The organism is Mumia sp. zg.B17 (genome assembly GCF_019550915.1).
GTDB lineage: Bacteria > Actinomycetota > Actinomycetes > Propionibacteriales > Nocardioidaceae > Mumia.
This window is the reverse complement of the sequence record NZ_JAHWCI010000001.1, coordinates 94,697-117,929: the sequence shown is the minus strand read 5'-3', so window position 1 is coordinate 117,929 and position 23,233 is coordinate 94,697. Positions and strand designations below refer to the sequence as shown.

Below are 23,233 nucleotides of genomic sequence, written 5' to 3'. Positions count from 1 at the left end.
GCCGTCGTCAGGACGTCGTGTCCCTCCCGGTCGGCTCGCCGACGAGAGGGAGCCTCTTCATGACCCGCGGGTCTCCCGCATCGGCGAAGTAGTCCCCCGCGATGGTCTCGTCGTGCCCGTTGTCGACCTTGCCGGCACGCAGCGCCACCGTGATCAGGGCAGCGACGAGCACGTTGATCGCGAAGGCGGTCAACGCGATGTATCCGAGCGTCCCGATCACGGGGATGTCGGCCAGCGAGCCGCCGAAGTGGCCGCCCGTGGTCGGGTTGACCACGTTGTACGCCGTGATCGTCCCGTACACCATGCCCACGGCCCACCCGAGCAGCAGACCCCAGCGGTGGAACCACCTGGTGTAGAGGCTGAACACGATCGCGGGCAGGGTCTGCAGGATCCAGATGCCGCCCAGCAGCTGGAAGTTGATCGCGTTCTGCCGGTCGAGCGTGAGCACGAAGACGAGCGCGAACAGCTTGACGACCAGCGACGACAGCTTGGAGACCTGCGCCTCCTGCTTCGGCGTCGCGTCCGGCTTGATGAACTCCTTGTAGACGTTGCGGGTGAACGTGTTCGCCGCCGCGATCGACATGATCGCCGCCGGCACCAGTGCCCCGATCGCGATCGCCGCCCAGGCGACGCCGGCGAACCACGCCGGGAACATGTCCTCGAACAGCTGGGGGATCACCAGCTGGGCGTTCGGCTCGCCGTCGAGTCCGATCGGCTGCGTCCCGGCGGCGATCGCGACCCACCCCAGCAGCGCGAGCAGACCGAGGATGAACGAGTACGCCGGCAGGATCGACGCGTTGCGCCTGATCGTGTTGCGGCTCTGGCTCGACAGGGTGGCAGTGATGGAGTGCGGATACATGAACAGCGCCAGCGCCGAGCCGAGGGCGAGCGTCGCGTAGGCCCAGTGGGCGTCGATCCCGGTCGGGATGAACGAGCCGGTCGGCGCGCCCGTCGCCGGGTTCGGGGTGCTCATCTTGTCCTGGGCGGCGCCGAAGATCGCGTCCCAGCCACCGACCTTGGTGGGGAGGTAGATGATCGCGACGATGATGACGAGATAGATGAGCGTGTCCTTCACGAACGCGATCACCGCCGGCGCCCGCAGACCCGAGGAGTAGGTGTACGCCGCGAGCAGGGCGAACGCGATGAACAGCGGCGCGTCCTTCGCGACCCAGTTGGAGCCGCCGCCGAGGCCGGCCACCTCGAGGACCGCCTGGATGCCGACCAGCTGGAGCGCGATGTAGGGCATCGTCGCGAGGAAGCCGGTGATCGCGACGGCCAGCGAGAGCTCGCGACTGCTGTAGCGACCGCGGACGAAGTCGGCCGGCGTGACGTATCCGTGCCGGTGGCTCACCGACCACAGCCGCGCCATGAACACGAAGATGATCGGATAGAGCACGATCGTGTACGGCACGGCGAAGAAGCCGGCGACGGCTCCGGTGGCGAACATCGCGGCGGGCACGGCGACGAACGTGTAGGCCGTGTAGAGGTCGCCGCCGAGCAGGAACCACGTCACCCACGTGCCGAACTTGCGTCCGCCGAGTCCCCACTCGTCGAGCGACTCCATCGACGGCGGGCGTCGCCACCGCGACGCGTAGAACCCCATCACCGTGACGAGCGCGAAGAGCAGGATCAGGACGGTCAGGCCGACCCCGTTGACGTTGCTCACCGGTCACCCTCCGCTCGATCGCTGTCCGTCTGCTCGTCGGGACGGTGCTCGTCGCGATGGTGCATAGGGCGGTGCGGCCGCGCGACCAGCACGATCCGGTACGAGGTGTAGGTCAGGGCGGCGGTGATGAAGACCCAGAGGAACTGGTACCAGAAGAAGAACGGCCACGGTCCGAGCTTCGGCTCGATGCGGGCGTACGAGTCGACCCACAGCAAGGCGATCACGGGGATGGCGAGCAGCACGGTGGCCAGGATCAGCAGCGGTTTGTTGGCCGGTGGCGTCGTCTCGTGCAGGGTGGGATCGTCGGCAGTCGGCGGAGGTCCGGAGGTCATCGGCAACCCTTTCGCGTCACGGCCCTGGGCGGGCCCGAGGTCTGCGTCGCGCGGGGAGGTCGTCGTCACCCCGTGTGACCGCGGTCACACGCTGCCAGTGGCGTCCGCACCGGTCCACGGGGACACGGCTCCTGTCGGTGAGCGGTCGGTATGTCGCGACGGACGGTCGCCACTGGTCGCCCGGCGGCACAGGATTAGGGTGAGGAGACCTCTCACCACCCGCTCGGAAGGGCCTCTCGATGACTCACGCGCAGGTCGGCCAGGGCCGGGTCGCCCCGCCGTCGGCGGACGTACGGCGCCGCGCGGAGGAGCGTCTCGCTGGTCTCGCGACGCCCGCGGGAGCACTCGGGCGGCTGGGTGAGTGCGCGGTGTGGCTGGCGTCCGTGCAAGGGCAGTGTCCGCCTCGACCGCCGAGCAACGTCCGCGTCGTCGTGTTCGCCGGCGACCACGGCGTCACCCGCCACGGCGTCTCGGCCTACCCGTCGGAGATCACCGCTCTGATGGTTCGGCAGTTCCTCTCCGGCGGCGCTGGAGTGGCGGTCCTGGCCCGAGCGAACGGTGCCACCTTGCGGGTGCTCGACATCGCCGTCGACGTCGACGCGACCGCGTTCCCGGCCGAGGTGACGGCGCACAAGGTGCGCCGGAGCTCGGGCGCCATCCACGTCGAGGACGCGCTCGCTCCGGCGGAGACGGCCGCGGCCCTCGCGGCCGGGGTCGCCGTCGCCGTCGAGGAGGTCGCGGCCGGTGCCGACCTCCTTGTCGCCGGCGACATGGGGATCGGCAACACCACGCCCTCTGCGGCCCTGGTCGCGGCGTCTCTGGGCCTGAGCGCGGCCGAGGTGACGGGCCGCGGCTCGGGCGTCGACGGGGAAGCCCTCGCACGCAAGGAGGCCGTGGTCGCTCAGGCGCTCGAGCGCGCGGGCGGCCGCACGTCCGACCCGATCGACCGTCTGACCGCGCTCGGGTCGGCCGACCTGGCCGCCCAGGTCGGGTTCCTCACCGAAGCCGCGCGCCGAGGAGTCCCGATCCTCCTCGACGGGGTGATCTCGGTGGCGTGCGCCCTGGTGGCCGAGGACCTCGCCCATGGGTCGGCGGCGTGGTTCGCGGCCGGTCACCGTTCGCCGGAGCCCGCACAGGCGTCGGCGCTGTCCAAGCTCGGGCTGGAGCCTCTGCTCGACCTCGGCATGCGGCTGGGCGAGGGCAGCGGCGCCGTCGCCGCACTCCCCGTCCTCCGTTCTGCGGCCGCGCTGCTGTCCGAGGTGTCGCTGCTCGCCGACGTGCTCGGCCCGCAGGACGCCTGACATCGCCGTGATGGGCGACCGACCGGCTCGGGGTGTCCTCACCGACGCCGCGCTCCTGGCGGCCGGGACGTTCACCACCATCCGGGTGGCGGCGCCGTCGGTCGTCGACCGCCCCCGTGCACGCGTCGCGATGCTGCTGGCACCGCTGGCGGCGCTGCCGCTCGGCGCGGCCGCCGCGGTCGTCGTCGCCCTCGGCTCCGTGGCCGGGCTCCCGGCGCTGATCACCGGCGCGCTCGCGGTGACCGCGATCGCCCTCGGCACCCACGCCCTCCACCTCGACGGTCTCGCCGACACCGTCGACGGGCTTGCTGCCCCGTACGACCGTTCCCGTCGGCTCGCGATCATGAAGTCCGGCGACGTCGGGCCGGCGGGGGTGGTCGCACTCGTCGTCGTCCTGCTCATCCAGGCGGCGGGTCTGGGCACCGTCGCTAGCCGTCCGTACGGGTGGCTCCTCGTCGGCGTCCTGGTGTGCGTCTCTCGCGCGGCGGTTGTCGCCCCCTGCGCCTCGCCGGTACCGCCCGCGACGACCGGCGGGCTCGGTGCCGCGGTGTCCCGCTCGGTGCCCCTGCCTGCCGCTGTCGGCATCGCCGTGGTCGCCGCCGCGGCGGTCGGCCTCGCGTCCGCGGCCGGCGCCGCACCGTGGTGGCAGGGAGCGGCGGCCGTCGTCGTCGCCGCAGCGGTCGTCGTGAGCGTCGTCCGCCGAGCGGTCGCGCTGCTCGGCGGCATCACCGGCGATGTCGTCGGCGCCTGCGTCGAGGTCGCGCTCACCGTGCTGTGCGTCGTGGTCGCCGCGGCCTGAGCCGGCGTGCGGCGGTAGGTCAGAGGTGGAGCACGCGCCCCGCGACGACGAGCGCCACCTCGGCGGACGCCTCGGCCAGCCGCTGGTTGGTCATCCCGAGGACGTCGCGGAAGATGCGGCCCGACCGGTGGTCCGGCACCACGCCGAACCCGACCTCGTTCGTCACCGCGACGCTCAGCCGATCGCGCGCGAGCCACGCCTGGGCCAGGCTCTCGATCCGCTTCTCGGCCTCGGGGCGCCACTGGTCCTCCGGAACCTCCCACGCCCCGAGCTCGTCCAGCACGGCCGTCACCCAGGTGCCGATGCAGTCGACCAGGACGGGCGTCTCGGCACCCCTGAGCGCACCCGCGACGTCGACGGTCTCGATCGTCGTCCAGCCCTCGGGCCGACGCCGCTGGTGCTGGAGGATCCGCGCCTGCCAGTCGAGGTCGCTGCCGTCCGGGATGGGTCCCGGCGCGATGTAGGTGACGTGCTGCTGACGCGCCAGCAGCGACTCCGCGTACCGCGACTTGCCGGAGCGTACGCCTCCGGTGACCAGCACTCTGCGGCTCATGTCCGCCCCTCTCACCCCGTGAAGGCCGTCCTGGCTCCAGCTCTCCTGCGAGCCTCGCACGGTGCAGGCCCGACCGCCTCACCGGGTCTCACGTGGCGGCTGTCCTGGCCGGCGCAGGCCACGAGGGCTCCCGCCGTCGTACGGTCGACCCATGCACCGGGTGGTCCTCTCGCTGGCGACGACGGTGGTCGCGCTCACCGCATGCTCCTCGGCGGCAGACCGCGTCGACGACGTCTCCTCAAACCCCACCCCGGTCCCCACGTCACTGGCCCCGCCTCCACGCGCGACGCTGCCCGGGGGCTGGTTCGCCGAGCCGCTTCCGGGCCGGACACGACCGGCGTCCGTGGAGGCGGCCGGTGACCGCCTCGTGGTCGGCGGGTCGGTCGGCAGCGGAGACGGTGCACGTCCGCGCCTGCTGGCGCACGAGGGATCGGTCTGGGCAGACGTCCCGCTGGAGCCTGCCACGGGGTACGGCCGCATCGCGTCCCTGGTCCACCTCGCCGTCGCTCCCGACGGTGGCGTCGTCGCCCTCGGCAACGCGACGGGAGGCGCGCACCTGATGCCGCGCTGGACGGCGTGGTCGGGGACGCTCGACGGCGTCGCGGAGGTGCCTCAGGTCTTCGAGACCTTCGGCGGTCCGTCGGCCGGAGGGCTCACCGGGCTCACGGCCGCTCCTGTCGACGCTGTCGTCGGGAGCTGGGCGACGTCGCCGTCGCGCCTGTCCCCCGCCGTGTGGCGCGAGGACCGCGGCCGATGGGTTCGGCGCACCGACATCGGCCCCTTCTCCAGCGCCGGCGACGTCCAGGCCCTGCCGACGGCCGTCGGCGCGACCGGGTCCGCGGTCGTGGTCGTCGGCACCGAGACCGTGACCGACGACGCCGGCACCCGTCAGACCGCGGCCGCGTGGACCACACCGGACCTGCGGACGTGGCGACGGCTCGCGCTGGGCCCGTCCGACGGTCCTTCCAGCGGAGCCGTCGACGTCGCGTGCGCCGGTGACGCCTGCCTCGTCGCGGGATGGGTCGGCGACCGGCTCGCCGGGTGGCGCATCGGTGCCGAGGACGTCCGCCGCATCCGGCTGCCTGCGGTCCGGGTCGATCCGTACGTCGCACAGCCGCGCGCCGCGTACGACGGCTCGTGCGCAGCGATCGCGGTCGGAGCAGGGTCCCGTACGGCGCTGGTCTCGGCCGACACCGCACGCTGGGCCGCCACCGACCTGCCGCAGCCGCACGTGTCACACCTGGCGATGGCGCGCGGGCGACTGTTCGTGCTGACGCCTGACGGGGCGACCGCGCTGGTCTCGCATGCCGAGGCCTGCGACCTCCGATGATCGCCGGGCCGCCTCGCTCCGACGGAGGTCAGCAGACCGAGGCCGCCCACGGGACGAGCGTCTCCGCGCACCCGGCGTCGAGCTTCAGGGTGGCCAGGTCGTCCCCGCGGGTCGCCCCCCGGTTCACGATCACCACCGGCTTCCCGGCCTTCGCCGCCTGCCGGACGAAGCGCAGCCCGGACATCACCTGCAGCGACGACCCGACGACGAGCAGCGCGTCCGCGGCGTCGACCAGCGCGCGGCAGTGCTCCACGCGCGGCTTCGGGACGGTCTCGCCGAAGAAGACCACGTCCGGCTTCAGGATGCCGCCGCACCTCAGGCACGGGGCGACCCGGAACGTGCTGGTCTCCTCCAGCACCGCGTCGCCGTCGGGTGCGATCGCGTACGCGCCGTCGCCGTAGCCGGGGTTCAGGACGTCGAGCCGTTCGTGCAGCTCGGCGCGCGGCGAACGGGCGCCGCAGCCCAGGCAGACGACGTCGGCGATCCGCCCGTGCAGGGCGACGAGCTCGCGCTGGCCGGCGGCCTCGTGCAGCCCGTCGACGTTCTGGGTGATCACCGCTGAGACCACGCCGGACTGCTCCAGGGCGACCAGCGCGTGGTGGGCGGCGTTCGGCTCGGCACCGGTCATGTGCCGCCAGCCGATGTGGGCCCGGGCCCAGTAGCGCTGCTGCGCCTGCGGGCTGGCCACGAACTCCTGGTACGTCATCGGCTGACGCGGCACCGAGCCCGGTCCGCGGTAGTCCGGGATGCCGGAGTCGGTGCTGATGCCAGCGCCGGTCAAAGCGACCACGCGCCGCCCGTCGAGCAGGGCACGCACCTCGTCGAGCGCCGGCTGCTCAGTGACGATGTCCACGCTTCCAGCGTACGAGGGACCCGGCGACGCGACGGCGTCTACGCTGGCCAGCGTGAACAGCCGGGTCGCGTGGAGCAAGGGTGTGGTGGTCCCCGCTGCGCTCGGGGTGCTGTGCGCGACGGCCGGGCTGCTGACGTGGGCGGGCGCCGGCGCGGACGCGCGTGTGGGTGCGGCCAGCGTGAGCGCGTACGACCCACCGTCCACGGCTGCGGCCACGGCCTCCACCGCCGCTCCTCTCCTCGCGACCTCGTCGCTCGACTCGGGCGTCGGGAGGCTCGGATCGGGCCTCGACCGCGGATGGGTGTCGGCGGAGGCCGGTCGGACCGGGATCGCGGCCAGGGCGGTGACCGCCTATGCGAGAGCCGCCCTGCGGCTCGAGGAGGAGGATCCCGGTTGTCGCCTGGGGTGGACGACGCTGGCCGGCATCGGCTGGGTCGAGTCGCAGCACGGCACCATCGACGGCAACACGCTGCTCGCCGACGGGACCACCCGGCGACCGATCCACGGTCCGGCGCTCGACGGCACCGGCGGCGTCTCCGCGCTCGCGGCCTCGGCCGACGACACCGCCGCCCACGGCAACCCGGCCTGGGACCACGCCGTCGGCCCGATGCAGTTCATCGGGAGCACGTGGCGACGGTGGGGCTCCGACGGCGACGGCGACGGCGTGGCAGACCGTGCGGACCTCGACGACGCCGCGTACGCCGCCGGCCGTTATCTGTGCGCCAACGGCGACGACCTCACCACGGGGTCCGGGTGGACCGCCGCGGTGAGGTCGTACAACCACGCCGTCGCCTACGTTGCCGCGGTGCTGGCCGCGGCCGACTCCTACGGCGCCTGAGCGCCGACGGGCTCCGACTCAGTCCGCTCCCCGAGGCGCTTGGCGAGCGCGTCGCCCTCGATGTCGAGGTCCGGGATGATCTTGTCCAGCCAGGCGGGGAGCCACCAGGCGGAGCGGCCGGCGATCGCCATGAAGGCCGGGATCAGCGTCATCCGGACCAGGAACGCGTCGGCGAGGATGCCGAAGGCGAGCCCGAAGCCGATCGGCTTGATCATCGCCTCGTCGCTGATGATGAAGCTGCCGAAGACCGAGATCATGATGATCGCCGCGGCGGTCACCACGCGGGCGCTGTGGCTGAACCCGTTGACGACGGCGCGCTGGGCGTCCTTGCTGTGGACGTAGTCCTCCCGCATCCGCGACACCAGGAACACCTGGTAGTCCATGGCGAGCCCGAACAGGATGCCCACCATGAGCAGCGGCAGGATGCTGATGATCGGCCCTGGCGTGTCCACACCGAACACGTCGGCCAGCCAGCCCCACTGGAAGACCGCCACGGTCGCGCCCAGCGCCATCCCGATGGTGAGGAGGAAGCCCAGGACCGCCGACAGCGGCACCAGGATCGAGCGGAACACCAGGATCAGCAGCACGAACGCCAGGCCCACCACCAGCGTCAGATAGACGGGCAGGGCGTCGGCCAGCTTCTCCGACACGTCCACCGAGACGGCCGTCTGACCGCTGACCAGCACGTCGGCACCCGTCTCGCCCTTCACGTCCTGCACGGCGTCACGGATCTCGCCGACCAGGTCCTGGGTCTCCTGGTCTGCGGGGCCGCTCTTGGGGACGACGGTGATCGTGGCGAGGTCGGTGTCCGGCATCGGCTGGCCGGGCACGACCGCGGCCACGTCGGTGTCGATGCCCTCGACGGCCTTCGTCGTCTCCGCCACCGCGGCCTCGGGATCGTCGGCCTTCGCGGTGTCGACGACCACGAGGAGCGGTCCGTTCGACCCCGCCCCGAACCCCTCGGCGATGAGGTCGTACGCCTTGCGCTGGGTCGTCCCGACCGAGGCGGTGCCGTCGTCGGGCAGGGACTCCTCCAGCGAGAGGACGGGGATCGAGGCGACGAGCGCGACGGCCACACCGAGCACGGCGACGACGGCCTTGCGCCGGGTGACGAGTCCGGCCCAGCGCTGGCCCATGGCCGGCTTGCCCGAGTGGTCGTCCGCCTCGGGGTCGTGCTGCCGCAGACCCGGGATCTTGCCCTTGATGATGCGGCGCTTGGAGAAGCCGAAGAGGGCCGGCAGCAGGGTCAGGGCGATGAGCACCGCGATCGCGACCGTGGCCGCGGCGGCGAGTCCCATCTCGGTGAGGATCGAGATGTTGACGACCGACAGTCCGACGAGGGCGATGACGACCGTCAGCCCGGCGAAGACGACCGCGCTGCCGGCGGTGCCGACCGCACGCCCGGAGGCCTCCTCCGGATCGCGTCCGACCATCACCTCGTGCCGGTACCGGGACACGATGAAGAGCGCGTAGTCGATGCCGACCGCGAGCCCGAGCATGGTGGCGAGGATGGGCGTGGTCGAGCCCAGCGACATGAAGCCGGTCAGGGTGGTGATCCCCGCGACGCCGATGCCGACGCCGATCAGCGCGGTCAGCAGCGGCATGCCGGCCGCGATCAGCGAGCCGAACGTGATGATCAGGACGATCAGCGCGACGACGACGCCGATGATCTCCGAGCTCCCGGTCTCGGGGATCTGGGTCAGCGCGTCACCGCCCACCTCGACGGTCATGCCGGCGTCGCGTCCGGCCTCGGGCGCCTCCTCGAGCGCGGAGACCTGCGCCTCCGAGAGGTCGATGGCCTGCGACTCGTAGGTGACGGTCGTGTAGGCCATCGTCTCGTCCGGCGAGACCTGCTTGGCCTGGAACGGGTCGACGGCGTTGACGACCCCCTTGTCCGCGGCCATCGACGACACCGTGTCGGTGATGACGCCGGCGAACTCTGGGTCGGTGACCTTCGAGCCCTCGGGGGCCTTGAAGACGATGCGCGCGGTGGCGCCGTCGGCGGCGGCCTGGGGGTTGCGCTCCTTCATGAGGTCGAACGCCTGGACCGACTCCAGACCCGGCATCGAGAAGTTGTCCGAGGTCTTGCCCGACAGCGTCGCCGCACCGGTCCCCGCGAGCAGCAGGACGGCCAGCCACGCGACGAGGACACTCTTGCGGTGGCGGAACGCCCACCGACCAAGGCGGTAGAGGTACCAGGACACGGTGTCTCCTGTGGTTCGTGCGCCAGTGGGCGCGTGGGAGGGATCAGGGAGAGGGGGACGTGACGCCGAGCGCGGGGAGCAGCACGGCGTCGAGGAACCGGGTGACGTACGCGAGGTCGGACGGCTCTCCGTCGATGACCTCGCGCAGCAGGGCCGGCCCCGTCATGGTGACGACGACGAACGGGAGCGCCGGGTTGTCGGCCGCGACCTCCCCGCGTGCGACGGCACGCTCGAGGAGGACACCGATCTCGGCGCTCCGGCTGGCGACGATGCGCTCGCGGAGCGACTCGGCCAGCTCCGGGTGCGTCTTGCAGGCGTGGATGACCGCGACGACGAGGCCGATCTCGGTATCCTCGGCGTGACCGTGGTCGCAGGCCAGGGCCAGGAGGTCCCCGCGCAGACTGCCGGTGTCGGGCAGCTCGGACGCATCCGGTGCCAGGGCACCGATGGCGCTGGTGACCAGCGCCTCCTTGCTGCCCCACTGGCGATACAACGTCGCCTTGCTGGAGCGCGTCATGTCCGCGACACCGTCCATCGTGAGCTTGTCGTAGCCCACGTCGGCGAGCAGGCGCAGCACAGCCGCGTACAGCTCGTCGGTACGTTCGGGCGTCAGACGGCTCATGCAGAGACCTCGCAGACCAGTGGACGAGACATGACGTGACAGCGAAACGAAACCGTTTCGTATCGATCGTAGGCCGCGACACCTGAGAACGAACATCGCCGACAGGTGTGCTCGCTCACACCCCGTCGGTCGCCGCCAGCACCCAGGTAGCGTCGGGGGCATGGCAGACCTCGGCACGGCCCTCCGCTCCCTCCTCGACGGCCCGTACGCGCAGGCGCGCGAGTCGACACGCGACCTGCTCGCGAGCACCGGCGTCCTCACCGACCCGAGCCACCGCGTGGAGGAGCAACGGACCCAGACCCGCGAGGCGCTCCTCGCGCTGGCCAAGAGCGGCATCCCGGCCGCCGGGTTCGCCAAGGACCACGGCGGCACGGGAGATCCCGGCGCCTCGATCGTCGGGTTCGAGATGCTGGTGTACGCCGATGTCTCGCTGATGGTGAAGGCGGGAGTCCAGTGGGGTCTGTTCGGCGGCGCCGTCGAGAACCTCGGCACCCAGCGCCACCACGACACGTACCTTCCCCGCATCATCGACGGCGACCTCCTCGGCTGCTTCGCGATGACCGAGACCGGCCACGGGAGCGACGTCCAGAGCCTCGAGACGACAGCGACGTACGACGCCGCCACGGGTGAGTTCATCATCGACTCGCCGACCGCGACGGCGCGCAAGGACTACATCGGCGGCGCCGCCCACGACGCGACGCTGGCCGCGGTCTTCGCGCAGCTGGTCACCGCGGGCCCGGGCGAGGAGGCGCACTCGCGCGGGGTCCACTGCCTTCTCGTGCCGCTGCGGGACGACGAAGGCCGAGACCTCCCCGGTGTCACCACCTCCGACTGCGGGGTCAAGGGCGGCCTCAACGGCGTCGACAACGGCCGGATCGTGTTCGACCAGGTCCGAGTGCCGCGCGAGAACCTGCTCGACCGCTACGCGAGCGTGGCCGAGGACGGCACCTACTCCTCCCCCATCGAGAACCCCAACCGCCGCTTCTTCACGATGCTCGGCACCCTGATCCGCGGACGTGTCAGCATCGCGGGCGCCAGCGGCGCGGCCGCCCGCCAGGCGCTGGCGATCGCGGTCCGCTACGCCCTGCGCCGTCGGCAGTTCGGCGCACCGGGCGCCGCTGCGGGCGAGCCGCAGGAGGTGCTGCTGATGGACTACCGCACCCACCAGCGCCGGCTGCTGCCCGCGCTCGCCCGGGCGTACGCCCTCCAGACCGCTCAGAACGGCCTCGTGGAGACCCTCTCGAACATCCAGGGCGGCGGCGCCGTGGCCGACCCCACCGCGCAGCGCGACCTCGAGGCACTCGCCGCCGGGGTCAAGGCGTACGCCTCCTGGCACGCCACCGAGACGATCCAAGAGTGCCGCGAGGCGTGCGGCGGCGCCGGCTACATGGCCGCGAACCGCCTCACCACCCTCAAGGCCGACACCGACGTGTTCACCACCTTCGAGGGTGACAACACCGTGCTCATGCAGCTGGTCGGCAAGGAGCTGCTCACCGGCTACGCCGACGACGTGCGCGGGCTCGACCCCCTCGGCATGGCGAGCTTCGCGGTCTCCAACGCCGCCGAGGTCGTGCTCGAGCGCACCCCGGTGGCACCGCTGGTGGCGCGGCTGCGCGACGCGACGCGCCGTGAGGGCGACGAGCCCGACCTGCTCGACCGCGGCACCCAGATCTCGCTGCTCACCGACCGCGAGGAGCACCTGCTCGACACGCTCGCCCGCCGCATGCAGGCCGCCCGCAAGCTGTCCGGCGCGGAGGCTTTCGCCGCCGTCAACCGGGCGCAGGACCACCTGGTCCACCTCGGCCGCGCCCACGTCGAGCGGGTGGTGCTCGAGTCGTTCGTGGCTGCCGTGTGCGAGGTCGAGGACGACGAGCTCCGGTCGGTCCTCGACGCCGTCTGCGACCTCTACGCACTGAGCGTGGTGGAGGCCGACAAGGCATGGTTCCTGGAGCACCGGAGGCTGTCGGTCGGGCGCGCAAAGAACGTGACGGCCTCGGTCAACGCGCTCTGCGAGCGGCTGCGGCCCCACGCCGCCGACCTGGTCGATGCGTTCGGGATCCCGGAGAACCTCCTCGACGTCGAGATGCTGCGCTAGGCAGAGCCCGACGAGGCCTCGAAGTCGGCGCTGACCTCGGCGCCGACCTCGATGTCGTCCGGACGCAGCTCCATGCCGCCGTACGACTCCGGCCCGGCAGCCGTTCGCATCGCTGTCGCCTCGCCGAAGGCCGACACCGGCCCGACGTGTGGACGCAGTCCGTGCTCGTACAGCGCGACGAGGTGGACGGGCCCGAGGCCGAGAGCGCCGGCGTAGGCCTGAGCGCGGACCACCGCGTCGCGCGCCGCGTCCGCACGGACCGTCGCGACGGCGGCGTCGCGACGCACCTCGGTGAGTGCCCACTCCACTCCGTCGACGGCGACGCCGTCGAGCAGCGCGACCTCGCCCACCCATCGCGAGAGGGCGTCGAAGTCACGGAACGTCACCCGTACGCCAGCGCTCGCGCGGAAGCGTCGGACCTTCGTCTCGTCCTCCTGCGCGCTCGGCTTGATCCACTCGTCGTAGATCCACGCCGAGACCTGGTCGGCCCCCCACCACGTCGCCGAACCCGAGGTGACGTGCTGCTTGGCCTGTCCGACGAGAGTGCTGTGAGTGCGCGCAGCGGCGGCCACGACGTCGTCGCGGCGCGGTCCGGCGAACGACACGGTGAGCCGGACGGTCCCACGCTCGGCGGCGATGGTCTGGACGGCACGTCCCATCACGGTGATCTTGGGCATGGCCGCACCCTAGCCGCCACCGGACCGCTCAGGCGTCGGCGTCAGACAGGGTCGGCGTCGCTGAGGATCCGCTGGAACAGGACGTGGTCCTGCCACGCCCCGGCGATGAAGAGGTAGTCCGGCGCCACGCCGATCGCCGAGAAGCCGTTGCGGCGGAGCACCTGCTGCGAGCCGGCGTTGTGCAGCAGCGTCGCGGCCTGGAGGCGGTGCAGCCCCTCGGCGCGCGCATGGTCGCAGACCGCCGCGACCGCCCGGGTCATCAACCCTCGACCGGTGTGCTCGCCGTCGGTCCAGTAGCCGAGGTGACCGTTGCCGAAGACCGCGCGCACGATGTCGTTGACGTTGACCGACGCCACCACGGCGTCCGCCCCGTCCACGACGACCGCGGTGATGCTCTCGCCCCTGGCGTCGGACGCCACGCGGGAGTGGAGTCGTCGCGCCTGCTCGTCCACGGCGAAGAACCCGTCGCCTCTCACCGGCTCCCACGGAGCCAGGTGCGCACGGTTGCGCAGGTAGGCCGCCGCCAGTGCCGGAGCGTCGTCGGGCGTCACCGACCGGAGCAGATAACCGTCACCGAGCGCGACGCGCAGCTCGGTCGCCGCACCCGTCACGAGCGAGGGTCGACGGAGCCGGCGGAAGACTCCACCTGCTGGTCGGCCTCGGCGTCGGCCTGGGCCGTCTCCTTGAGCACCTGCTCGGACGCATCCCCTTCGGGCGCCGTCTCCTCAGAGGACTGCGTCTCAGAGGCCTGCGTCTCGGTCAGGGCGCCCGCCGGCGTGCTCAGGACCGCTCCGGGCGGAGCGACGCGAGCGATGACCGGCGGGGTCTCGCCGACGATGGCGTTGTGGCCACCGCGCCAGAAGATGTAGCGGGACCCCAGGTTGATCATCGTCGCCAGGCGGTTGCGCCCGCCGAGCAGGAAGTACAGGTGGACGACGATCCAGGTCACCCACGCGAAGAAGCCGGTCAGCTTGCCGAAGGGCCGCAGCTCCGCGACGGCCGAGCTGCGGCCGATCGTCGCCATCGTGCCCTTGTCGAGGTACGAGAAGGGCTTGTGCTCCTTGCCCTTCAGACGCGCACGGATGTCCTTCGCGGCGTACTTGCCGCCCTGCAGCGCCGGCTGGGCGAGCTGCGGCAGCGCGCGGTCCCCGTCCTCCACCGCGATGTCGCCCACGGCGTAGACGTTCTCCAGGCCCTGCACGCGCAGGTGGTCGTCGACCATGATCCGACGTCCGCGGCCGAGCGGGACGCCCCAGTTCGCGATGACGGGGTGGGTGGTGATGCCGGAGCCCCAGATGACCATGTCGGCGGGGATGAACTCCCCGTCGTTCACGATCACGCCGTCGGGCCTGACCTCCTTCACCGAGGTCTCGAGCCGCAGGTCGACCCCGCGCTTCTCCAGCGACCGGCGAGCGTAGTTGCGCAGCTTGGGCGCGAACGGCCCGAGCACGTGGGGCGCCATCTCCACCAGCGTGATGTGGACGCGCTCCGTGTCGATCTCGGGATAGGTGACCGGCATGTCGTGGTTGCGCATCTCCGCCAGCGCCCCGGCCGTCTCGACGCCGGTCGGACCGCCGCCGACGACGACGGCCCGGAACTCGGTGTCGCGGCCGTTGACCGCCGCGTCCTCGAGGATCGCGAACATCCGGTCACGCACGGCGAGAGCGTGCGAACGGCGGTAGAGCGGCAGCGAGTACTCCTCGGCACCCGGGATGCCGAAGAAGTTGGCGGTCGTGCCGGAGGCGATGATCAGGTAGTCGTACGACAGCGTCAGGCCGCCGTCGAGGTTGATGGTGCGCGTCGAGTGCTCCATCGACGTGACGGTGCCCTTCAAGAAGCGCACGTTGTCCTGCTTGGAGCGGATCGAACGCAGGAACCACGTGATGTCGCCGGGGTTCAGGGTCGAGGTCGCGACCTGGTAGAGCAGGGGCTGGAACGTGTTGTAGGTGTGCCGGTCGACGAGCGTCACGTCGACGTCGGCGCGCTTGAGCGCCCGCACTGCAGACACTCCGCCGAAGCCACCGCCCACGACCACCACGTGCGGCCGGTTCCGGGGCATGATCTGCGAGTCTCCCATGACTTTCAGCGTACGCCGCGGATGTGAGACCCGTATATGAGGTCGAAGCGGCGACCGGCGGGGCGTGACGTGTCTCACCTCCCTACGATTGGCACATGAGTGATCACTACGACGTCGTCGTCCTCGGCGCCGGACCGGGCGGTTACGTCGCCGCGATCCGCGCCGCACAGCTCGGCAAGTCCGTGGCTGTCATCGAACCCAAGTACTGGGGAGGTGTCTGCCTCAACGTCGGGTGCATCCCCAGCAAGTCCCTCCTGCGCAACGCCGAGCTCGCGCACATCATCCAGCACGAGGCCGAGTCCGTCTTCGGTATCGGCGTCGGTGACGTCACGCTCGACTACGGCAAGGCGTACTCCCGCAGCCGCGAGGTCGCCGACGGGCGCGTCAAGGGCGTCCACTTCCTCATGAAGAAGAACAAGATCGCCGAGATCCACGGCACGGGCACCTTCACCGGCCCCAAGGCGATCGAGGTGGCGCTCAACGACGGTGGCTCGCAGGAGGTCACCTTCGACGCGTGCATCATCGCCACCGGCTCGACGACCCGCCTGCTCCCCGGCACCCAGCTCTCCGAGCGCGTGGTGACGTACGAGGAGCAGATCCTGGCCGACGACCTGCCGGGATCGATCATCATCGCCGGTGCCGGCGCGATCGGTGTCGAGTTCGCGTACGTCCTCAACTCGTACGGCGTGAAGGTGACGATCGTCGAGTTCCTCGACCGGGCCGTCCCCAACGAGGACGCCGACGTGTCCAAGGAGCTCGCCCGCGGCTACAAGAAGCTCGGGATCGAGATCCTCACCTCCACCCGCGTCGACGCGATCGACGACTCGGGCGACAAGGTCAAGGTGACCGTCACCCGCAACCCCGAGGGCAACGCCAAGGAGGAGGTCCTCGAGGCCGACAAGGTCCTCCAGGCCATCGGCTTCGCCCCCCGCAGCGAGGGCATCGGCCTCGACAAGGCCGGCGTCAAGGTCTCCGACCGTGGCGCGATCGAGATCGACGACTACATGCGGACGAACGTCGACGGCATCTACGCGATCGGCGACGTCACCGCCAAGCTGATGCTGGCCCACGTCGCCGAGGCCCAGGGCATCGTGGCGGCGGAGACGATCGGCGGCGTCGAGACGTTCCCGCTCGACTACGCGATGATGCCGCGCGCGACGTTCTGCCACCCGCAGATCGCGTCGTTCGGCTACACCGAGGCCCAGGCCAAGGAGCTCGGCTTCGACGTCAAGGTCGACAAGTTCCCGTTCACCGCCAACGGGAAGGCGCCCGGCCTGGCCGACACGGCGGGCTTCGTGAAGCTGGTGACCGACACGACCTACAAGGAGCTGCTCGGGGCACACCTCGTCGGCCCTGAGGTCACGGAGATGCTGGGCGAGCTGACGCTGGCCCAGCGCTGGGACCTGACCGCGGACGAGGTGGCACGCAACGTCCACGCCCACCCCACGCTGTCCGAGGCGGTGCAGGAGGCCGTCCACGGCGCAGCGGGGCACATGATCAACCTCTGACCTCGACGCCAGAGCGCCGAAGCCCCCTCCCGCTGGTGCGGGAGGGGGCTTCGGCGTTCAGACCGAGCTGTCAGTGCTTGCCGTGGCCGTGGCCGTGCCCGTTGCCGTGCCCGTTGCCGTGGCCTCGCGAGTACGAAGGCTGCGACTGCGGGTTGAACTCGTCGTACTTGTAGCCCTTGGCACCCGCCAGGCGACGATCCTTCACCTGGAAGACGTCGAAGCCCTTCTGGATGTCGCTGGAGTAGATGTAGCCGTTGTAGTAGTACGCCGACCACGATCCACCAAGGATCAGACGATCAGCGGAGAGCGGGCCGCGGTCGAACCACGCCAGCTCCTTCGGGTTGGCCGAGTCGGTGAAGTCCCACACCGAGATGCCGCCCTGGTACCAGGCCTGGACCATGATGTCCTTGCCCTTGATCGGGATCAGGGACCCGTTGTGCGCCACGCAGTTCTCGGTGTTGGCCTGGGTCCGCGGGATCTTGAAGTAGCTCTTGAACACCAGCTGGTTGCCGCGCTCGATGTCGTAGATCGCGTCCGCGCCCTTGGTCTGGCCGACGGTCGGGTTGCAGGTCGGGCCGCCACCGCCGCCGAGCTCGTCGGTGAAGACGACCTTGCTGCCCTCGTTGTTGAACGTCGCCGAGTGCCAGAACGCGAAGTTGGTGGTGTCGCGGACCTGCTCGATCACCTTCGGGTTCGCACGGTCCTTGATGTCGAAGAGGACGCCGTCACCCATGCAGGCGCCTGCGGCGATGTCCTTCGACGGGTATGCCGTGATGTCGTGGCAGCCCGACGTGGTCGACGAGTAGTTGCCCGGCGGGTTGCCGCCGTCAGGGAAGACGACCGGCTCGGACACGACCGCCGCGGCGGCCGGGTTCTTCACCGGGATCTTGACGACCGAGACCAGGTCGTGGGGCGGCTGGCAGTCGGGGAACGCCACGTTTGGCGAGTAGGACGAGACGTAGACGAAGAGGTCCCTCTTGTTCTTCGACGGCGCCAGCGTGTGCGTGTGAGAACCACACTTGGTCTCGACCGAAGCGACGTACTTCGGGGCCGTGGGCCGGCTGATGTCGAAGATCTTCAGGCCCTCCCACGACTCCTTCACCGTCGCGGGCTGGGTCGTGTTGTCGCACGAGTCGTTGCTGCGGCTGGAGTCGGTGCTGAGGATCAGCAGGTTGCCGCTCACCGAGATGTCGTTCTGGGAGCCGGGGCAGAGCACCTGGGTGACCTGCTTGGGCCTGCTGCCCTTCTTGATGTCATAGACCGTGAAGCCGTTGTAGTTGCCGGCGAAGGCGTAGTTGCCCTGGAACGCCAGGTCGGTCTGGAAGGCTTCCTCCGGCGCGAAGGCCCCGTTCTTGGGGATGTTCGCGAGCAGCCTCATGTTGGGGCTGGAGGCGGTCTCGCCGACGCCGAGCTCGGTGGAGCTGTCGTCGACGGCGGCCAGCCGCTGGGCGGCCACGGGAGCCGGCGAGCTGCCGTCGTCGGGGACGCCGGCCGAAGGGCCGGCACCAGCGAGGGAGGCGAGGACGAGCGCGCTTGCGCCCGCGGAGACGGTAATTGCGCGGGTGAGACGTGATCGTTTCAATGGGTTCATGGTGAGAACCCCTTCTCGTGAGGTTCCCAGCAGCATTGCGCCATTAGCAGAATTCCGCAACGCTTCAGACATCACCACTTCCGAAGGGACGTTCGTCCGTTGACCTCACGCTCACGCCGCCCGGTCGCTCTCACGCTCGTCGGTCTCGTCCTGACCGCTGGAGCGCTCACCGCCTGCTCGGAGGACGGCGAGGCGGGAGGCCAGGAGACGAGCCCACCGCCGGCCCAGGGCACCGTGCTGCAGCCGGGTCGCCCTGGCGAGCCCAACGCCTCCGTCGCCCCCGAGGACTACCCGAAGGCCGCGAAGCAGAACGAGGCGGACGTCGACTTCATCACGATGATGATCACCCACCACCTCCAGGCACTGGAGATGACCGAGCTGGCGAAGACCCGGGCGGAGCACGCGAGCGTGCGCAGCCTCTCCGACCGCATCTCGGCGTCCCAGGGCCCGGAGATCCATGCGATGGTGGCGTGGCTGGAGGCTCGAGGACTTCCGGTGCCCGAGGGTGCCGAGGGCCACGGAGGCCACGGTGACCACGGACCGACGACCCAGGCTCCCGACATGGCCTACGGGATGCTGACCGACGACGAGATGAAGGCCTTGGCAGGCGCCGACGGCAACGCGTTCGACCAGCTCTTCCTGCGCGGCATGATCGAGCACCACTCGGGCGCGGTGGCGATGGCCGAGACGGCCCAGGCCGAGGGATCCGACCTGGTCGTCAGCGAGATCGCCGCCGATGTCGCGTCAGGGCAGGGCGCGGAGATCGCACGGATGCAGGTGCTGCTCGACCAGGTCGCCTGACGCCGGCTAGCGACGGGCCGCCCGAAACCAGTCCGACACCTCGCGGCGCCAGACCAGGACGACGCAGGCGACCTCGGCCAGCAGCCACACGAGCCCCAACGGCGCGGTCAGCACGGACGCGACCATGCCGAGGGCGGCGACCACGGTGAAGACGATCCGCGTGGCGGGGCTGCGCGACAGCATCGCCAGTGCGGACACCGCTCCGGCGACCGCGAGGAGCGCCAGAGCGAGGGAGAGCCAGAACATCGTCCGGGCCAGCTCGGCGGCCGTCATGCCGAGCTGGCCGAGGATGTCGGAGTCGGCGATCATGGGCTGCTCGGCGATGAGGTCGGCGTACTGCCCCGGCGACGCGAGATAGAGCAGGACGTTGAGGCCGAACACCGCGGCAGCCACACCAGACAGTGCCGCGGCGACGACCACGGCCGTCACCAGCGGGCGCGGTCGACCCGGGACCGGCATCCGACCGTACGGCGCAGGGTTGGCGCCCGGTCCGTACTGCGACGACTGCGGCGAGAACGGCTGCGAGACCGCCTCGGGACCAGACGCGTACGGACGCGCAGCAGGTGCCGGCTGACCGCCCGACGCCGCCGGGTCGGGCGCGCGCACGGAGGGCGGCGGCGCCTGGGTCTGCGACGTGGGCAGCACAGGCGTCGGAGGGCCCGGAGGGTCCACAGGCCGATGTTGCTGCGACGTGGTCTCGGCGGGAGCCTCTCCGGCGAACCAGGCACGACTCTCTCTGCCCCACAGGAACACGACCACCATCACCCCGAGGAGCGCCGGGACGATGCCCGCTGCCCCGGCGACGAGGAAGGCGAGGCTCGAGAGCACGGCGAGGACGGTCAGACCGATCCGCGCACCGCGGTGACGCTTGGCCGTCCAGATCGCCAAGACGATCGCCGCCGCGGACAGCGCTCCGGCGCCCATGAGCACGCCGCGCAGCCATCCGAGCGCCTGGTCGACCGAGATCGCACCGTCGGCCGGTCCTGCCGCGAGCGCGTCCTCGATCTGCTCGCGGACCTCGATCGAGCCCCAGTTCGACAACGTCGACACGATGCTGACCAGCACGATCGCGGAGGCGACACCCGCCGCCAGGCAGGCCATCGTCACCTTCTGGGGACGTGCTGTCGTCGCGTTGGCCATGGGGCTATCCCATCACGCGGCCGTCAGCGCACCAGCAGGCGGTGAGCCCGCCGTCACCTGAGGCGGTGACGGCGGGCTCACTCGGCGTGTCAGGCCGCCGCGACGCGCAGGCCCTCGCGCGACGGGTCGAGGTCGACCACGACCTCGTCCCCGTCGCGGACATCGCCCGCGAGCAGCTCCCGTGCGAGCGTGTCCCCGATCGCCTGCTGGATCAGGCGACGAAGCGGACGAGCGCCGTAGGTCGGGTCGAACCCGGTGAGTGCCAGCCACTCCTTGGCCGCGTCGGTCACCGTGAGCCGAATCCGCCGGGTCTCCAGCCGCTTCGCGAGGGCCTCGACCTGCAGGTCGACGATCCGCGTGAGGTCCTCGACCGACAGCGCGTCGAACATGACGACCTCGTCGAGGCGGTTGAGGAACTCCGGACGGAACGACGCTCGTACGATCTCCATGACCTTGTCCCGCTTGGCGGCCTCGTCGAGCGCCGGGTCTGCCAGGTAGACCGAGCCGAGGTTCGACGTGAGGATCAGGATCACGTTGCGGAAGTCGACCGTACGACCCTGCCCGTCGGTCAGACGCCCGTCGTCGAGCACCTGGAGCAGGATGTCGAAGACCTCCGGGTGAGCCTTCTCGACCTCGTCCAGCAGCACGACCGAGTACGGGCGCCGACGCACAGCCTCGGTCAGCTGACCGCCCTCGTCGTAGCCGACGTAGCCCGGAGGCGCACCGACCAGACGCGAGACCGAGTGCTTCTCGGAGTACTCGCTCATGTCGATGCGGACCATCGCCCGCTCGTCGTCGAACAAGAACTCCGCCAGCGCCTTGGCAAGCTCCGTCTTGCCGACGCCGGTCGGGCCGAGGAACAGGAACGAGCCGGTGGGCCGGTTCGGATCGGCGATGCCAGCGCGTGAACGGCGCACGGCGTCGGAGACAGCCTTGACCGCATCGGACTGGCCGATCAGCCGGTGACCGAGCTCCTCCTCCATACGGAGCAGCTTGCCGGTCTCCCCCTCGAGCAGGCGGCCCGTCGGGATCCCGGTCCACGACGCGATGACCTCGGCGATCTCGTCGGGGCCGACCTCGTCGTTGACCATCTTGTCCTCGGGCTCGGCCTCCTCGTCAGCCACGGCCTCCTCGAGCTGCCTCTCCAGGCCGGGGATCTCGCCGTAGTTCAGCCGCGCGGCGGTCTCGAGGTCGCCGGCGTTCTGCGCGCGCTCGGCCTCGCGCCGCTTCTCGTCGATCTGCTTCTTGATCTCACCGACCTCGTTGAGACCCGAGCGCTCACGCTCCCACCGGGCCTCGAGCGCCCGCAGCTGCTCCTCGGAGTCGGCGAGGTCGGCACGAAGCTTCTCGAGCCGCTCGCGGCTTCCCTCGTCGGTCTCCTTCGCGAGGTGCAGCTCCTCCATCTTCATCCGGTCGACCGAACGCCGCAGCGTGTCGATCTCGACGGGGTTGGAGTCGATCTCCATCCGCAGCCGGCTGCTGGCCTCGTCGACGAGGTCGATCGCCTTGTCGGGCAGCTGCCGCCCGGAGATGTAGCGGTCGGACAGCGCGGCCGCCGCGACGAGTGCCGCGTCGGAGATCTCGACCTTGTGGTGCGCCTCGTAGGTCTCCTTGAGACCCCGCAGGATCGCGATCGTGTCCTCGACACTCGGCTCGTCGACCAGCACGGGCTGGAAGCGGCGCTCCAGCGCGGGGTCCTTCTCGATGTTCTCGCGGTACTCGTCGAGGGTGGTGGCACCGACCAGACGCAGCTCGCCGCGGGCCAGCATCGGCTTGAGCATGTTGCCGGCGTCCATGGAGGAGTCACCGGTCGCGCCGGCACCGACGACGGTGTGGAGCTCGTCGATGAAGGTGATGATCTGTCCATCGGAGTCCTTGATCTCCTGCAAGACGGCCTTCAGCCGCTCCTCGAACTCGCCGCGGTACTTCGCGCCGGCGACCATCGCGCCCAGGTCGAGCGACACCAGCCGCCGTCCCTGAAGCGAGCTCGGGACGTCGCCGGCGACGATGCGCTGGGCGAGGCCCTCGACGACGGCGGTCTTGCCGACGCCGGGCTCGCCGATGAGGACCGGGTTGTTCTTGGTGCGCCGCGTGAGCACCTGGACAGTGCGCCGGATCTCGGCGTCGCGGCCGATGACGGGGTCGAGCTTGCCCTCACGCGCCGCAGCGGTGAGGTCGACGCCGTACTTCTCCAGCGCCTGGTAGGTGTCCTCGGCGTCCTGGCTCGTCACCCGCGCGGAGCCTCGTACGGTCTGGAACGCGCCGCGCAGCGCGTCGGCGGTCGCCCCGACACCGTCGAGGATCTCGCGGGCCTTCGACTGGACGGTCGCGAGGCCGACCATCAGATGCTCCGTCGAGACGTACTCGTCACCGAGCTCGCTGGCGAGGTCCTGGGCCCGCTGCAGCACCTCGAGGGTGGCGCGGGCATATCCGGGGGAGGCCACGCTCTGGCCTGCAGCCGACGGCAGCGTCTTGACGGCCTCGTCGGTCCGGGCCCGCGCGACGGCAGGATCGGCTCCCGCAGCCTGGAGCAGCGGCACGGCGGTGCCGCCGTCGGCGTCGAGCAGCGCGTCGAGCAGGTGCAGCGGGTCGACCGCCGGGTTGCCGGCGGCGGCCGCAGCCTGGATCGCCGCGGCGAGCGCCTGCTGGCTGCGGGTCGTGAGCTTGGAAGCGTCCATGTGGGTCCTCTGGTCTGTCAGTTCAACGGTTACCAGGTTCAACGCGTCGAGAGTTGAGTCGATTCCACTCAACTCTGTCCCTTTCTAACATGCCCTGCCCGCGTCCGCGTGATGAAGGGTTGCGGTCGGTTCTGGGCGCGCAGAGCGACCGCAACCCTTCACAACGCG

Annotated in this window: 19 protein-coding genes; 7 read left to right on the top strand and 12 right to left on the bottom strand. The window is 70.9% G+C overall.

Translation table 11 applies throughout. The features are described from left to right. Positions 1 to 7: 7 nt before the first annotated feature. Together mctP and KV097_RS00590 are read right to left on the bottom strand one after the other, a co-directional pair. On the bottom strand, positions 8 to 1,666 hold the full coding sequence (mctP, locus tag KV097_RS00595; RefSeq protein WP_301022366.1) for a monocarboxylate uptake permease MctP: 1,659 nt from the start codon (positions 1,664 to 1,666) through the stop codon (positions 8 to 10). Beyond that, complete coding sequence (locus tag KV097_RS00590; RefSeq protein WP_255558996.1) at positions 1,663 to 1,998, bottom strand: DUF3311 domain-containing protein; 336 nt, start codon at positions 1,996 to 1,998, stop codon at positions 1,663 to 1,665. Before KV097_RS00590 ends, mctP begins: the two co-directional genes overlap by 4 nt. Before the next feature lie 239 nt (positions 1,999 to 2,237). On the opposite strand from KV097_RS00590, the gene cobT reads away from it, so the two are divergent. Then, a complete protein-coding gene (gene cobT / locus KV097_RS00585; protein ID WP_220364799.1) occupies positions 2,238 to 3,299 on the top strand; it encodes a nicotinate-nucleotide--dimethylbenzimidazole phosphoribosyltransferase in 1,062 nt (353 codons plus the stop codon). Positions 3,300 to 3,309: 10 nt separating this feature from the next. Continuing rightward, a complete protein-coding gene (locus tag KV097_RS00580; RefSeq protein ID WP_220364798.1) occupies positions 3,310 to 4,098 on the top strand; it encodes an adenosylcobinamide-GDP ribazoletransferase in 789 nt (262 codons plus the stop codon). Positions 4,099 to 4,117: 19 nt separating this feature from the next. Here the strand turns inward: KV097_RS00580 and KV097_RS00575 are convergent, their stop codons facing one another. Continuing rightward, entirely contained in the window at positions 4,118 to 4,651 is a 534-nt protein-coding gene (locus KV097_RS00575) for a bifunctional adenosylcobinamide kinase/adenosylcobinamide-phosphate guanylyltransferase (RefSeq protein ID WP_220345477.1), read from the bottom strand. Positions 4,652 to 4,802: 151 nt separating this feature from the next. Between KV097_RS00575 and KV097_RS00570 the strand changes: the two genes are divergently transcribed. Beyond that, a complete protein-coding gene (locus tag KV097_RS00570) occupies positions 4,803 to 5,981 on the top strand; it encodes a hypothetical protein (protein ID WP_220364797.1) in 1,179 nt (392 codons plus the stop codon). 28 nt (positions 5,982 to 6,009) lie between these two features. Here KV097_RS00570 and KV097_RS00565 read toward each other — a convergent pair whose 3' ends face one another. Further along, the gene (locus KV097_RS00565; protein ID WP_220364796.1) at positions 6,010 to 6,834 is read right to left on the bottom strand and encodes an NAD-dependent protein deacetylase; all 825 of its coding nucleotides are present in this window, start codon (positions 6,832 to 6,834) and stop codon (positions 6,010 to 6,012) included. A gap of 52 nt (positions 6,835 to 6,886) precedes the next feature. Between KV097_RS00565 and KV097_RS00560 the strand changes: the two genes are divergently transcribed. Further along, positions 6,887 to 7,672 (top strand): lytic murein transglycosylase, encoded by a 786-nt coding sequence (locus tag KV097_RS00560; RefSeq protein ID WP_220364795.1) that lies wholly within the window; start codon positions 6,887 to 6,889, stop codon positions 7,670 to 7,672. Here the strand turns inward: KV097_RS00560 and KV097_RS00555 are convergent. Beyond that, positions 7,660 to 9,876: an MMPL family transporter gene (locus KV097_RS00555; protein ID WP_220364794.1), complete on the bottom strand. Its 2,217-nt coding sequence runs from the start codon at positions 9,874 to 9,876 to the stop codon at positions 7,660 to 7,662. The genes KV097_RS00560 and KV097_RS00555 overlap by 13 nt on opposite strands. A 43-nt stretch (positions 9,877 to 9,919) precedes the next feature. Then, positions 9,920 to 10,498 (bottom strand): TetR/AcrR family transcriptional regulator, encoded by a 579-nt coding sequence (locus KV097_RS00550; protein WP_220342307.1) that lies wholly within the window; start codon positions 10,496 to 10,498, stop codon positions 9,920 to 9,922. A gap of 160 nt (positions 10,499 to 10,658) precedes the next feature. On the opposite strand from KV097_RS00550, the gene KV097_RS00545 reads away from it, so the two are divergent. Next, positions 10,659 to 12,593: an acyl-CoA dehydrogenase gene (locus tag KV097_RS00545; RefSeq protein WP_220345482.1), complete on the top strand. Its 1,935-nt coding sequence runs from the start codon at positions 10,659 to 10,661 to the stop codon at positions 12,591 to 12,593. Here KV097_RS00545 and KV097_RS00540 read toward each other — a convergent pair. The 3 genes from KV097_RS00540 to KV097_RS00530 are packed head-to-tail and all read right to left on the bottom strand — an operon-like array spanning position 12,590 to position 15,347. After that, positions 12,590 to 13,270, bottom strand: a complete 681-nt coding sequence (locus tag KV097_RS00540) for an SIMPL domain-containing protein (RefSeq protein ID WP_220364793.1) — start codon at positions 13,268 to 13,270, stop codon at positions 12,590 to 12,592. The two genes, KV097_RS00545 and KV097_RS00540, sit on opposite strands and share 4 nt — an antisense overlap. 41 nt (positions 13,271 to 13,311) lie before the next feature. Next, a complete protein-coding gene (locus tag KV097_RS00535) occupies positions 13,312 to 13,881 on the bottom strand; it encodes a GNAT family N-acetyltransferase (protein WP_220342310.1) in 570 nt (189 codons plus the stop codon). Beyond that, a complete protein-coding gene (locus KV097_RS00530; RefSeq protein WP_220364792.1) occupies positions 13,878 to 15,347 on the bottom strand; it encodes an NAD(P)/FAD-dependent oxidoreductase in 1,470 nt (489 codons plus the stop codon). Before KV097_RS00530 ends, KV097_RS00535 begins: the two co-directional genes overlap by 4 nt. 95 nt (positions 15,348 to 15,442) lie before the next feature. On the opposite strand from KV097_RS00530, the gene lpdA reads away from it, so the two are divergent. Continuing rightward, positions 15,443 to 16,855, top strand: coding sequence for a dihydrolipoyl dehydrogenase (lpdA, locus tag KV097_RS00525; RefSeq protein ID WP_220342312.1), 1,413 nt, complete (start codon positions 15,443 to 15,445; stop codon positions 16,853 to 16,855). 70 nt (positions 16,856 to 16,925) lie between these two features. Here lpdA and KV097_RS00520 read toward each other — a convergent pair whose 3' ends face one another. Further along, the gene (locus KV097_RS00520) at positions 16,926 to 18,446 is read right to left on the bottom strand and encodes an LVIVD repeat-containing protein (RefSeq protein WP_220364791.1); all 1,521 of its coding nucleotides are present in this window, start codon (positions 18,444 to 18,446) and stop codon (positions 16,926 to 16,928) included. Between the two features lie 99 nt (positions 18,447 to 18,545). Between KV097_RS00520 and KV097_RS00515 the strand changes: the two genes are divergently transcribed. Further along, positions 18,546 to 19,247 carry a DUF305 domain-containing protein gene (locus KV097_RS00515; RefSeq protein WP_220364790.1) on the top strand — a complete coding sequence of 234 codons (702 nt, stop codon included), beginning with the start codon at positions 18,546 to 18,548 and terminating at the stop codon, positions 19,245 to 19,247. 6 nt (positions 19,248 to 19,253) lie between these two features. Here the strand turns inward: KV097_RS00515 and KV097_RS00510 are convergent, their stop codons facing one another. Then, complete coding sequence (locus KV097_RS00510) at positions 19,254 to 20,387, bottom strand: hypothetical protein (RefSeq protein ID WP_220364789.1); 1,134 nt, start codon at positions 20,385 to 20,387, stop codon at positions 19,254 to 19,256. An 89-nt stretch (positions 20,388 to 20,476) separates the two neighbouring features. Next, positions 20,477 to 23,065, bottom strand: coding sequence for an ATP-dependent chaperone ClpB (gene clpB, locus KV097_RS00505; protein ID WP_220342316.1), 2,589 nt, complete (start codon positions 23,063 to 23,065; stop codon positions 20,477 to 20,479). Positions 23,066 to 23,233: the final 168 nt, after the last annotated feature.

Coding starts and splice junctions, on each gene's coding strand:
- KV097_RS00590 (WP_255558996.1), bottom strand. CDS start 1,998: ATGACCTCCGGACCTCCGCCGACTGCCGACGATCCCACCCTGCACGAG.
- cobT (WP_220364799.1), top strand. CDS start 2,238: ATGACTCACGCGCAGGTCGGCCAGGGCCGGGTCGCCCCGCCGTCGGCG.
- KV097_RS00580 (WP_220364798.1), top strand. CDS start 3,310: ATGGGCGACCGACCGGCTCGGGGTGTCCTCACCGACGCCGCGCTCCTG.
- KV097_RS00575 (WP_220345477.1), bottom strand. CDS start 4,651: ATGAGCCGCAGAGTGCTGGTCACCGGAGGCGTACGCTCCGGCAAGTCG.
- KV097_RS00570 (WP_220364797.1), top strand. CDS start 4,803: ATGCACCGGGTGGTCCTCTCGCTGGCGACGACGGTGGTCGCGCTCACC.
- KV097_RS00550 (WP_220342307.1), bottom strand. CDS start 10,498: ATGAGCCGTCTGACGCCCGAACGTACCGACGAGCTGTACGCGGCTGTG.
- KV097_RS00545 (WP_220345482.1), top strand. CDS start 10,659: ATGGCAGACCTCGGCACGGCCCTCCGCTCCCTCCTCGACGGCCCGTAC.
- KV097_RS00540 (WP_220364793.1), bottom strand. CDS start 13,270: ATGCCCAAGATCACCGTGATGGGACGTGCCGTCCAGACCATCGCCGCC.
- KV097_RS00530 (WP_220364792.1), bottom strand. CDS start 15,347: ATGGGAGACTCGCAGATCATGCCCCGGAACCGGCCGCACGTGGTGGTC.
- lpdA (WP_220342312.1), top strand. CDS start 15,443: ATGAGTGATCACTACGACGTCGTCGTCCTCGGCGCCGGACCGGGCGGT.
- KV097_RS00520 (WP_220364791.1), bottom strand. CDS start 18,446: ATGAACCCATTGAAACGATCACGTCTCACCCGCGCAATTACCGTCTCC.
- KV097_RS00510 (WP_220364789.1), bottom strand. CDS start 20,387: ATGGCCAACGCGACGACAGCACGTCCCCAGAAGGTGACGATGGCCTGC.
- clpB (WP_220342316.1), bottom strand. CDS start 23,065: ATGGACGCTTCCAAGCTCACGACCCGCAGCCAGCAGGCGCTCGCCGCG.